The sequence below is a fragment of the Mucilaginibacter ginsenosidivorax genome, assembly GCF_007971525.1.
GTDB lineage: Bacteria > Bacteroidota > Bacteroidia > Sphingobacteriales > Sphingobacteriaceae > Mucilaginibacter > Mucilaginibacter ginsenosidivorax.
On record NZ_CP042437.1, the window covers coordinates 24,582 to 37,066 of the forward strand.

The 12,485-nt window shown below is 42.3% G+C and carries 10 protein-coding genes; 5 read left to right on the forward strand and 5 right to left on the reverse strand.

The annotated features are described in order from the left end of the window. Window positions 1-14: 14 nt before the first annotated feature. Window positions 15-404 (reverse strand): type II toxin-antitoxin system VapC family toxin, encoded by a 390-nt coding sequence (locus FSB76_RS00135; protein ID WP_225976370.1) that lies wholly within the window; start codon window positions 402-404, stop codon window positions 15-17. Continuing rightward, window positions 389-622: a hypothetical protein gene (locus tag FSB76_RS00140; protein ID WP_147051591.1), complete on the reverse strand. Its 234-nt coding sequence runs from the start codon at window positions 620-622 to the stop codon at window positions 389-391. Before FSB76_RS00140 ends, FSB76_RS00135 begins: the two co-directional genes overlap by 16 nt. Before the next feature lie 114 nt (window positions 623-736). On the opposite strand from FSB76_RS00140, the gene FSB76_RS00145 reads away from it, so the two are divergent. From FSB76_RS00145 to FSB76_RS00155, 3 genes are all read left to right on the forward strand, one after another. Beyond that, window positions 737-2,179, forward strand: coding sequence for an arginine deiminase family protein (locus FSB76_RS00145; protein ID WP_147051592.1), 1,443 nt, complete (start codon window positions 737-739; stop codon window positions 2,177-2,179). Window positions 2,180-2,283: 104 nt separating this feature from the next. Further along, a complete protein-coding gene (ctlX, locus tag FSB76_RS00150) occupies window positions 2,284-3,207 on the forward strand; it encodes a citrulline utilization hydrolase CtlX (protein ID WP_147051593.1) in 924 nt (307 codons plus the stop codon). Window positions 3,208-3,375: 168 nt separating this feature from the next. After that, entirely contained in the window at window positions 3,376-4,770 is a 1,395-nt protein-coding gene (locus FSB76_RS00155) for an arginine decarboxylase (RefSeq protein WP_147051594.1), read from the forward strand. Window positions 4,771-4,953: 183 nt separating this feature from the next. Here FSB76_RS00155 and FSB76_RS00160 read toward each other — a convergent pair whose 3' ends face one another. Then, the gene (locus FSB76_RS00160; protein WP_147051595.1) at window positions 4,954-5,499 is read right to left on the reverse strand and encodes a hypothetical protein; all 546 of its coding nucleotides are present in this window, start codon (window positions 5,497-5,499) and stop codon (window positions 4,954-4,956) included. Between the two features lie 303 nt (window positions 5,500-5,802). Here FSB76_RS00160 and FSB76_RS00165 point away from each other — a divergent pair, with 303 nt between their 5' ends. Beyond that, a complete protein-coding gene (locus tag FSB76_RS00165) occupies window positions 5,803-7,302 on the forward strand; it encodes a malate:quinone oxidoreductase (protein WP_147051596.1) in 1,500 nt (499 codons plus the stop codon). A gap of 166 nt (window positions 7,303-7,468) precedes the next feature. Here FSB76_RS00165 and FSB76_RS00170 read toward each other — a convergent pair whose 3' ends face one another. Next, window positions 7,469-8,479, reverse strand: coding sequence for an energy transducer TonB (locus FSB76_RS00170; RefSeq protein ID WP_147051597.1), 1,011 nt, complete (start codon window positions 8,477-8,479; stop codon window positions 7,469-7,471). 65 nt (window positions 8,480-8,544) lie between these two features. Continuing rightward, window positions 8,545-11,148 carry a M1 family metallopeptidase gene (locus tag FSB76_RS00175; RefSeq protein ID WP_158642795.1) on the reverse strand — a complete coding sequence of 868 codons (2,604 nt, stop codon included), beginning with the start codon at window positions 11,146-11,148 and terminating at the stop codon, window positions 8,545-8,547. A gap of 271 nt (window positions 11,149-11,419) precedes the next feature. Between FSB76_RS00175 and FSB76_RS00180 the strand changes: the two genes are divergently transcribed. Beyond that, complete coding sequence (locus FSB76_RS00180; protein WP_147051598.1) at window positions 11,420-12,370, forward strand: glycosyltransferase family 2 protein; 951 nt, start codon at window positions 11,420-11,422, stop codon at window positions 12,368-12,370. Window positions 12,371-12,485 lie beyond the last annotated feature (115 nt).

The following is a 12,485-nucleotide window of genomic DNA, read 5'->3' on the forward strand; positions in this document are numbered from 1 at the left end:
ACAAAATGTGTTACCTAAATAACTAATCGGAGCTTTTCAATCCGTTCAAAGTGCCTTTTATTTAGCGTAGCACACGGGATGTTATGGCAGATTGCTGTAGCAGCAATAAATAAATCCGCGGTCTCTATTCCTTTGTTAATCTTTTTTAAATCTATATAAATTTGAGAAGCTGTAACTGCTACTTTGGCATCGAAATTTAAAATGTCCATTTTCCGAAAAAATAAATTCCAGTATTCCATCTGATCATCAAATGCGCCAGCATATATTTCATATTGTGTGACCGTAGAAACAGCAAATCTTTGACCTGTTTTAGTTAGTTGAAAAAAAGCAGTTTTAGTTTGGTTCTTTTTTCTAAAGTGCTCGATCAAAATGGAGGTGTCCAACAGGGTTATTTCGTCCGCCATCCATTCAAGCGTTTTCTTATTTCTTTATACTCTTTATATTGTTCGTCGCCAATTACAGGCCCGCTCAACAATAATTTCTGAAAATCAGTAAACTCATCTTTTTTGGGCTGTTCTCTTATCTTACTCAATTCCTGCTCCAAAATAGCCCGCTTGTCTTCAGGCAATTGCTGCACAGCATGCAATAACTCATCAAACTCTATTTCTACTTTCAATTCCATATTCAAATATAATCAATATTTAAAAGAATATTTAATCAGCTCGTTTCAATTTTCCTGCTCCGCTATCTTTTCTCATTTATTTTCTGATAGATTTGTGTTCCATCATTTCCATTTATGACAGTAAAAAACTCCGATTTTAAAATAGATGTAACCTCCGAAATTGGCACCCTGCGTACCCTGCTCATTCACAGCCCCGATAGCGGCCTTGGCAAAGTTGTGCCTTCCAAAGCACAGGATTGGCTTTTTGAAGATATTGTGCACCTGGATACCATGCGCCGTAACGAGTATGATTATTACGTGAAACTACTACTCTATTTTTTAGATCCGGATAAAATAAAAGGCAAACTGCAACAGGTAGAAAGCGACTACGAGCGTGAATTTTTTAAGCCCGACAATACCAATTTCCATGCCTCAAACAACGTTATTGAGATACAAACCCTGCTGGCCGATATTTTACAACAGCCGGATATCCGCAAAAAACTGGTGGCCTCTGTTTGTGCCATCGAAAGTTGTAATTACCGCCTACAGCAACAGTTGATAGATACAGATCCTGTTGAGCTGGCCAAGATCTTTATTTCGGGTTCATTAAATGATGACGAAATGATCTTCGCCCCTATTCCCAATCTCATTTTTTCGCGCGATTTGGGTATAGCCATAAACAACCACATGCTGCTGAATAAGCCCGCCAAAAAAGCCCGTTTTCGCGAAACTTTACTGATGCGGTATATATTTTTCAATCACCCGCTGTTTGCCGCTTATCAAAACAACATTTTAGAGATTCCTGAAACAGCCCAACATTTTTTGCGCCCCGGTGAGGATAACCAGGAAAAAACAACCCTGGAAGGTGGCGATGTTATGATGGTGAGCCCGCAGCATTTGCTGATAGGTTGCAGCGAGCGTACATCTATCAGCGGGGCAAATGAGGCTATTAAACTACTGTTTGATAACGATGTGGTAAAAAAGGTAACCATAGTAAAAATACCGCACAAGCGCGACTATATGCACATTGATACCGTATTTACCCAGGTAAAGCGCAATACCTGGGTACTGCTGCGTTCATTAGCTGTGGCCGAGGCGCCGCTGGAAGAGCAGGAGCCAATGTCGTGGTTTGCCGATAAAAAATCAAAGGACAAAACCGAGATTGTACAGTTCAGGAAAGACAAGAAACCAAAAGTGTTTAATTGCCTTGAAGACCTGTTATCCAGTATCAGCGAAAAAGACCTGCAAAGCGAAGACAAAACCCGGTTCATTTACTCGGGCAATAATATATTCCCGTTTGATTCCCGCGAACAATGGACAGATTCATGCAACTTGCTGGCCTTGAAAGAGGGCGTAGTTTTAGGTTACGACCGTAACGATAAAACCGTGGAAGCTTTTAAACAAAGCGGCTTTGAAGTTATAAAGGTTAATGAGTTGCTACAAAAATTTGAATCGGGCGAACTTGACCCAAAAACTATTACCGACACATTAATTTTAATGCCATCTGCTGAACTTTCCCGTGCCCGCGGTGGTTTTCATTGTATGAGTATGCCTTTGTTAAGAGATAAAGTAATCTGAATCAGAATTTACAGAATTAAAGAATTTACAAAATGAAAGGGGGAGCAAATTCTGCTAATTCTAAAATTCTGTAAATTCTGATTCTGACTAATGACCATTGACCAATGACTAACACCCAATCAACATCAAACATATTAATGATAAGGCCGGTAAGTTTCGGCTTCAATGAGCAAACTGCCGAAAGCAATGCGTTCCAAAACCGGGATGCCGACCAGCAGGCCGTGCAGGATAAAGCACTTGCCGAGTTTGATCATTTTGTAAAAACTTTGGAGCACGCCGGTGTTCAGGTAACCGTGGTAAACGATACGCCACAGCCCCACACACCCGATTCTATTTTCCCCAATAATTGGGTATCATTTCATGATGACGGCACAATTTTCCTTTACCCTATGCAGGCCGAAAACCGCAGGCTGGAGCGCCGGGAAGATATTATAACCGACCTGGAAGATAAATTTAAAGTGGGTCATATTATTGACCTGAGCCGTTTCGAGGCTGATGACCGCTTTTTAGAAGGTACCGGGAGCATGGTGTTGGATAGGGAAAACAAAATTGCATATGCTTGCCTATCGCCACGTACTGATAAACAGGTGTTAGATTTATTTTGTGAACAGGCCGGTTACAAAGCCATTAGCTTTGACGCGGCCGACGAGCATGGCAAAGCGATATACCATACCAATGTATTGATGTGCGTAGGCAGCAAATTTGCGGTCATTTGTGCCGATAGCATTCCTAACCCTCACGAGCGTATAGTTGTTTTAGAATCGCTTAAATCAACTCAAAAGGAGGTTATTACCATCAGCTTTGAGCAGATGAACCATTTTGCGGGCAATATGCTCGAGGTAAAGAATGATAAGGGCGAAATATTAATTGTGATGTCGAAAAACGCTTACGAGGCTTTGATTGATGTACAACGGGCCAGTTTAGAAAAGTATGGCAAAATAATTTACGCCGATATAAATACTATTGAAACCAATGGCGGCGGCAGCGCCCGGTGTATGATGGCCGAGGTGCATTTACCCCTTAGTTAATAGCCAATAGATCATAGTTCATGGCAACTTCATTTTCCACCATGAACTATGATCTATGAACCATGAACCACCTGCACAAACAAATTACATTCAAACCATAAATTTTATCCCAACAAATAGCCAATTATTCCGTTTTAAAATCACATTTTTGCCCCAAATTTTTTAAGGATGCAGAGTTACCAGGAATTTCTTGATTTAAGTGTTGGTTTCCCGCAAGATGGTTTTGAAATCATCGACGACGAACTATACTTTCAGGACCTTAATTTAATGGAGATGATTGAAACGTATGGTACCCCCCTACGCTTTACTTATCTGCCACAGATCTCAAAAAAGATCCAGCAGGCCAAGCTATTGTTTCAGCAGGCTATTATCAAAAACAACTATCGCGGCAGCTATAAATATTGTTATTGTACCAAAAGCTCGCACTTTAAGCACATTGTAGAAGAGGCGCTTAAAAACGATATTCACCTGGAAACATCGTCGGCTTTTGACATGCCTATGATCGATGCCCTGGAGAAAAAAGGTGCGGTTAACAAAGATATCACCGTGATATGTAATGGGTTTAAAACTTTTCAGTATAAAACCTACATTATCGATATGCTGCATGATGGCTTTAAAAACATCATCCCGGTATTGGATAATAAGGAAGAGTTTAACCTTTACGACGATGAAATTGAGATGGATACCCCGTGTAACCTGGGCATCCGTATAGCGGCAGAAGAGCAGCCCGATTCGCAGTTTTATACCTCGCGTTTAGGTGTGCGTATGGAGGATATCATCGATTTTTACCATAACAAAATTGAAGATAACCCTAACTTCCAGGTAAAACTGTTACACTTCTTCATCAACTCTGGTATTTCAGATACTCCATACTACTGGAACGAGCTGGAAAAATATGTAACGCTTTATTGCAAGTTCAAAAAAATCAATCCACACCTGGATACGCTTGATATTGGCGGTGGTATGCCTTTTAAAGATTCGCTGGTGTTTGATTTTGACTACGAGTATATGATCAACGAGATTGTGAGCCGTATTAAAGAGATATGCGCGGAGCACGATACCATGGAACCGGATATTATTACCGAGTTTGGTAAATATACCGTTGCCGAAGCATCGGGCATCCTGTATAAAGTATTGGGCCGTAAACAACAAAACGATCGTGAGCGCTGGTTAATGCTGGATGGTTCGTTCATTACCAACCTGCCCGATGTTTGGGCGCTTAACCAAAAATACATCTTGTTACCTGTAAACAACTGGGATAGCGAATATGAGCGCGTAAACCTTGGCGGCATCACCTGTGATGGCCAGGATTACTATAACCAGGAAGCGCACATGAACAGTGTATTTATGCCCAAAACCCGCAAGGTACAATACTTAGGCTTTTTTAACACCGGCGCCTACCAGGAAGTACTAAGCGGCTACGGCGGCATCCATCACTGTTTATTGCCATCACCAAAACACGTTATCATCCGCCGCAACCGCGACGAAACATTCAACTTTGAAGTTTTTGGCGAAGAGCAAAACAGCAAACAGGTATTGAAGATACTGGGCTATACCACTTAAGCAGTTGGCAGTTGCAGGTAAAAAATATAAAAGCGATGGGCTTGTGCTCATCGCTTTTTGTTTTCAGAACCGGGATTCAACAGATTTTTCAGATTATTCTGGATTTCGTCAGAATGAAAATGATCATTTTCAAATCTTCAAATTTTCAAATTCTCAAATAGAGCCTTCATCTGCACATCCACCCTACTTTCCCGACGCTACTCCCCAGTAACAACTATTGCGTATCTTTTTAAGTAATTCGGGGGTGATACTGGATACGGCATGTTCCAGCTTGTTTTGGTTGTTGATGAGGTACATGGTGCCGTTTACATTGTTGTAGACATAGGAACATAACACTTTATCTTCTCCGTCCTCTATTTTTTTAACATCAACACGCACAGCGTTGGTTTTGTTGCTGGTATCTGGCTTCAGGGCCGGGTCGGCAGCTTTTACCCAATTAACCGTATAGTTGATATCCTGTGGCGATAAGCTGGCAGTGTTGGCCTTAAAGCTTTTGCTTTCCTGTATTACCTGCAGCAGGCATTTTACACATGGATCGCTTGCGGTGGCTATTCCGTATTTCTTTTGCGGATTATTCAGTACACTATCCTTTTTCCCATTTACCTGAACCGTACTTTTTAAACTATCTACCGATACTGCCTGTGGCTTAGCCTTTTGCTGATTGCAGGCACTTACCGATATCGTTGTAAGTATTATAAAAAAAACGGCGTTTAACTTATTGAGTATCATAATTTACTTCATAATGGTGGTGTAATATATACAGCCTATTATGCATTTTGTGTTAATTTATTATAAATACAACAACGGTAATCTGTTCAAAAACATGGCTATCTAAATTTAAACCTTGTTTTTATTGCAATTAATGGACAGATAACGACAGATTTTCTATAAAAAATCCTTAAAATTGTCAGATTTAATTCCGGCCTGCTTCAATCAGCTTTCAGGGGTTAAATCAGCATAACAATTTTGCAAAAACCAGGTTATACCTGGTATAAATAATTTCAAATACCTTTTGCAGGGTATCATACTAAGATGGCTAACAGCGATAAAGTTTCGGGAACAACGGTTGATGTGGTTTTAATAGGCGCGGGTATTATGAGCGCTACTTTGGGGGTAATGCTAAAAGAATTGCAGCCCGATTTAACTATCGAAATTTTTGAACGCCTTGACGTTATCGCTTCAGAAAGTTCGGCACCAATGAATAATGCCGGTACAGGTCACTCTGCATTCTGTGAATTAAACTACACGCCCGAATTGCCCGACGGTACTGTAGAGATTAAAAAAGCCATCAAAATTGCCGAACAATTTGAGATAAGCAAAGAATTCTGGACTTATCTTATCGATAAAAAATATATCCCTTCGGCCGAAAGTTTTATCCGCAAAGTGCCTCACATGAGCTTTGTTTGGGGAGCCGATAATGTAAACTACCTGAAAAAACGCCAGCAGGCGCTTGTTAAGCATCACTTTTTTAAAGGGATGGAATATTCTGAAGACAAGGGGCAGATAAAAAAATGGATTCCGTTGGTAATGGAAGGCCGTGATGAAAATGAGGCAGTATCGGCCACATTTATGGATTTGGGCACCGATGTAAACTTTGGCAGCCTTACCGGCAGTTTAATTGATGGGCTGACGCAAAAACCGGGGGTTAATTTAAGCCTTAACCACGATGTTACAGGCCTTAAACGCAATAGCGACAGCAGTTGGCTGGTCACCGTAAAGGATAAAACAAGCGGTAAAAAAAGAAAGCTGACCAGCAAATTTGTGTTTGTTGGCGCCGGAGGCGGTGCTTTGCCATTACTGCAAAAATCGGGCATTAAAGAAAGTAAAGGCTTTGGCGGTTTCCCGGTGAGCGGGCAATGGCTGGTTTGTACTAACCCCGATGTAATTAAGCGCCACGAAGCTAAAGTTTATGGTAAAGCATCGGTAGGTTCGCCGCCAATGTCGGTACCGCACCTGGATACCCGGATGATTGACGGTAAGCGCGAATTGCTGTTTGGCCCTTACGCTGGTTTTTCAACCCGCTTTTTAAAGAAAGGGTCTTTACTCGATCTGTTTTGTTCAATAAAACCCAATAACATATTACCCCTTCTTGCCGTAGGCCGCGATAACTGGCCGCTAACCAAATATTTGATCAGCCAGGTAATGCAATCACCCACCGACAGGCTTAAAGCCTTGCAGGAGTACCTGCCAACAGCTAAGGCCGAAGATTGGGAGCTTGACATTGCCGGCCAGCGCGTACAGGTGATTAAGAAAGATCCTAAGCATACAGGAGTACTGGAATTTGGCACCGAGGTAGTAACATCAGCAGATGGCAGTATTTCGGCCCTGTTAGGCGCGTCGCCCGGTGCTTCAACATCAGTACCTATTATGGTACAGCTGATTGAACGCTGCTTTAAAAGCCACATTAAAACAACTGAATGGCAGGAAAAGCTAAAACAGATGATCCCATCATACGGCCAATCATTATCAAACGATGAAGCTTTGAGCGTTGCCACGCGCGAGCGGACGAGTAAGGTTTTGGGGTTGGCTTAACGACCTGCCAAACTAAACTTTATTAGTACCCTATAGCCAGATTTTCAGAGCTTAGTTTAAGCAGTCGTAATGTTACCTACCGAAATGCTGCTGTATATTGATTTTTTTTGCGCATACTTAAAGGAATATTGATTTAGATTAGTGTCTAAATGGCACAATATACTATTCAATGGTCATATGCCAATGCAAAACTTACAGGTATAGTATAGACCACAGCAGTTTTAATACCATATTTATATCCGGATGTCCATTTGGGAGACTTCCGCAAACAGTTTAGTGCTTGTTCATCCAAACTGGGGTACAAACTTCTCACCACCTGAATATCTGTCAGCGATCCGTCTGTTTGAACCGTAAACTGTACCAGCACTCTCCCCTGAATCCCTTTTTCACGCGCATCGGCTGGATAGGCAAGTGTCCTGCCAATGTATGCTATCAATTTTTCCTGGCCACCGGGAAATTCAGGTAAGCTTTGAATTTGAGTAAAGAGATGAGTATTACCCTTTGTACTTATGCTTTTACCCTCTTTTAGCACCCCCATATCGTATTTGCAGGTATAACTTATAGTATCATTTAACTTACCGTGCCAATCCCCATCTTCAACTCCTTTTTTAACCATTCCCTCTGCAAATGGAAAATTCCCTCCATGGTACTCAAGCCACTTTCCATCGCCGCCATCAGCCAGCACATTTCCCACTGAATCAAGGCATTGAGTCAATTTAAGACCGGGCATTCCTGTACTGTTTACATAAATCCCGTCGCTAATAGTCTTTACAGTATTGACGCGTCCATTTGGGAAATATTCAATCACATCGCCGGTTAATCTACCTTTATCAAAATGATAGACTCCTTTTTTATGCCCATTCTCGAAATATGATACACACGTCCCGTCAAACCGAGGATACCAGCTGGGTGATGAAGATTCGCCGGAAAACTTCAACTTGCCACTTAAATAATAGTCGTTTACCCGATTCAAACCGCCTTCAATTGCTGGTGATAACAGAACCCTAATAAAAGTAGCATCTTCTTTTTTTGTAGCAGGTTGGCCATTGGCAACACTATTAAAGCTGTATCCATTATTAGTATCCTGCATATACAACATTACCGTGTCCTTTTGGGCAAACAGACTATTGGTAACAAATGCGTTAAGTAATAATAAAACACGTATAAGTTTCTTCATATAAATTAAAAAGGGCTTTGATATTTAAATATCAAAGCCCTAAATATAAAAAATATTGATTGAAATTATTGAAACGATACCGCCGGCATATTGCTGTTTACCGCCGTTTCTTTAACCTTAAAATCGGCCGGGTGGCCAAGGATAACGGTTTTAATTAAAAACGGAATTTTAACGCCACCGTTAATTCCCTCGTAATTACCAAACTCGGTTACAGAACTTGCTGTGCCGTCGATCACCTGTTTTACTTTAAGGCCGGTTTTTTGGCTGTAATAGTTTTTAATTACGGCTCCATCAACAACACGAATATCAACTTCATACGCCATATCGCCGTTTACCACTTTCATGGTTGAATCAAGCGACACCGTGTTTCCAAGCTTTTCGTAATCAAGTTCGGGGAATGCTTTACTTTTTTCTTTAAGTATTTTTTTAGCCACATCATCCAAAGGCATTTCATGGTTTACTTGCTGCACGCTCATATTATCATTATTAACCAAAATATGGCTTAATACCAGGTTATTATATGACGGCACGGTAATTTGCTGAAAATACATACCGGGCATGCGGTACCTTGAAACCATCTGTACTTCTGAGCCCTGCACGCTGGCCGCCGCCGAAACCTGCAGATCTTTAATATTTTTTAGCTTATCAGCCCCGCCAATAGCGTCAAGATAGGTTTTAATTACACTGGCAGCGGTTACACCCGTTGGTACAGGCAAGCCACTGAACGAATTATTTTCGGCGTTTATATCCGGTAATTTGTGGTCGGGGTCTATAACGGCCAGGGTTATTTTCGATGTGGATTTATAAGGAAAAGTCCAGGTGCCGCCTCGCTGCCATATTTCGGCAGGCAGTTTTACAATGCCCGTTTTACCATTTTCCTCTTTAATGCTAATAGTTATTGGCAGGGCCATCTCTTCCAGGTTCTCTATGGTAATCAGCGCGCCTTTCGCCGGGTCACCGTCCTGGTAGGCAATACCGCTTATGCTTTGGTCAAGTTTCCAGGTGGTAAAAAACCATTCGTTCCAAAACCAGCTCAGGTCTTCGCCGGCGGCGTTATCCATGGTATGGAAAAAATCCCAGGGCGTTGGATGTTTAAATGCCCAACGTTTGATATAAGTGCGAAACGCATAGTCAAAACGCTGTTCGCCCAAAATCTGCTCGCGTAAAATGGCAAGGCCCAGGGCCGGCTTATCATAGGCTGCGTTGCCCAAAAAGCTTTCCCGTATTACATCGGGAATGGTCATGATAGGCTCCGCATCGGCGCTAAATAAACCCGACGCGGCTTTTTGTTCATCTACCGGTTCATAATATTCGCCTTTATTAAATACGCGGGTATCTACGTTGTTTAAAAAGGTATTAAAACCTTCATCCATCCAGGCATACTTCCGTTCGTTTGAACCTACTATCATCGGAAACCAGTTATGGCCAAATTCGTGATTGGTAACTTCCCAAAGGCCGCCGGTTTTACTTTCCCATCCGCAAAAAACAATCCCGGGATACTCCATCCCTCCTACCGTACCGGCCACGTTGGTTGCTACGGGGTATGTATACTCAAACCATTTATCCGAATAAAGTTCAATAGCAGCCTTCACATACTCTGTCGATCGGCCCCAGGCATCGTTGCCTTTTACCTCGGCAGGATAAACCGATTGTGCCAAAGCCTTTTTTCCGCTTGGCAAATTAATCCGTGCTGCATCCCATACAAACGCTTTTGATGCCGACCAGGCTACATCACGGGCATTTTTACAGGCAAAATGCCAGGTAAGCACCGGTTTTTTAGGGTGATCGTTACCGCTCAAAACATCGGCCTCGTCCTTTATCATTACTGTTTTATCGCTTGCACGGGCTGCGGCAAGGCGGCTCATAGTGGTTGGCGTGTAAACTTCGGCGGGGTTAAGCAGTTCGCCCGAACCGGTTACCACCAAATTTGAAGGCGCTGTGATGGTATAATCAAAGTTACCATACTCCAGGTAAAACTCGCCGGCGCCAAGATAGGGTAATACATTCCAACCGGTTACATCGTCATATACTTCCATGCGGGGGTACCATTGGGCTATTTCATATATCCAACCGTTTTTGGTTTGCAGGCGGCCCATACGGTCGGTACCGTACTTAGGTATCTCGAAGCCATACTCCACTTTAATTTGCAGCTTACCACCTGCGGCCTTCAACGAATCTTTAAGCTTTATTTGCAGGCGGGTATCGGTAACCAGGTAATCGGCCTTGGTAGTTTTGCCATTTTTAATAATGTAAATGGCTTTTATTTCATCGCCTTTGGTATAGCTGCGGTTGGTAAAACGCCCCCCGGTAACCGAGTTTGCAGCTTCGGAGCGCGAATCCTCGCGATAAATATTTTGATCGTCTTGCAGCCATAAAAATGTTAAAGCATCGGGGCTGTTGTTGGTATAAGTAATTAGCGCAGTACCGTCAAGCCGGTGTTTGGCGGTATCCAAAGTAACGTCAAGCTTGTAATCGGCCCGGTTTTGCCAGTATTTTGAGCCCGGCGCGCCACCTGCATTCCTGTATTCGTTGCCTTTTTCGGGATAAAATAAAGGGTTAAAAACTTTATGCTGATCGTATTTTGCCCCTTGTTGATCGTCGGTTTGAGCATAGCTTAAAGTGGAAAAAACACACAGAAAAACAAAAAGAATTGCTTTACAAAATTTCATGAAGACTTTATTTATAATGACAGGCAAGTTATGCAAATATTTCCAAGTGCTTTTAACGTAATAGAGGCTTTACATATTGTAGGCAGCCCCACCTAAATCCTCCCCGGTAGGGAGGACTTTCTAAAAAAGCAGTTAAAGTCTCCCCTACCGGGGGAGATTTAGAGGGGGCTTGGCTGCTTAAAAATCATTATACAAACCATTCCCTATTTTTTATATTTTTGCGGATGATTGCGGGCAGAACTTTTATAGCCAGGCGTCACATTCCTTATAAATGGATATATCAGTTGTAGTACCGCTTTATGACGAAATAGAATCATTGCCCGAGCTTACCTCATGGATAAGCCGCGTAATGGCCGAAAATCGTTTTACTTATGAAATCATATTGGTTGATGATGGCAGCAAGGATGGTTCATGGGAGATGATCAGGAAGCTAAGCTTCGATAATCCTTTCATTAAAGGCATCAAATTCAGGCGTAACTATGGCAAATCGGCAGCGCTTAATACCGGCTTTGCCGCCACCAGGGGCGACGTGGTGATAACTATGGACGCCGATTTACAGGATAGCCCGGACGAGATCCCTGAACTTTACCGCCGCATAACCGAAGAAAAATTCGACCTGATATCGGGCTGGAAAGCCAAACGGTATGATCCGCTGAGCAAAACCATCCCAACCAAGCTGTTTAACTATGCCACCCGCAAAATGAGCGGCATAGATAACCTACACGATTTTAACTGCGGCCTGAAAGCCTACCGCGGCACCGTGGTTAAAAACATAGAGGTTTATGGCGAAATGCACCGCTACATCCCCGTATTGGCCAAATGGGCGGGTTTTACCAAGATTGGCGAGCAGGTTGTTGAGCACCGTGCCCGCAAATACGGCAAAACCAAGTTTGGCATGAGCCGCTTTGTAAATGGCTTTCTTGATTTGCTGTCGATATTTTTTGTAGGCAAGTTTGGCAAGCGCCCCATGCACTTTTTTGGAACTATGGGCACATTAAGCTTTTTTACAGGATTGGTAATAGCGATATGGATAATGGCCGACAAGCTTTATAACCTTTCGCATCATATCAAAGAAAGGCAGCCGACGGATAACCCATGGTTTTATATAGCCATTGTAGCCATTATTTTAGGCTCGCAGCTATTTTTAACCGGCTTTGTTGCCGAACTGGTATCCCGCAGCTCAAGCGAACGGAATCATTACCAGGTAGAGGAGACGATTTGATGTGCAAATATGCAGATTTCAGATGTGCAGATGAAAACTTCAAATGCGTAGATAAATCAAGATAAAAAATCAAATTATTTTTTTATCGATGCAAAGCTTATCAAAATTTAACATC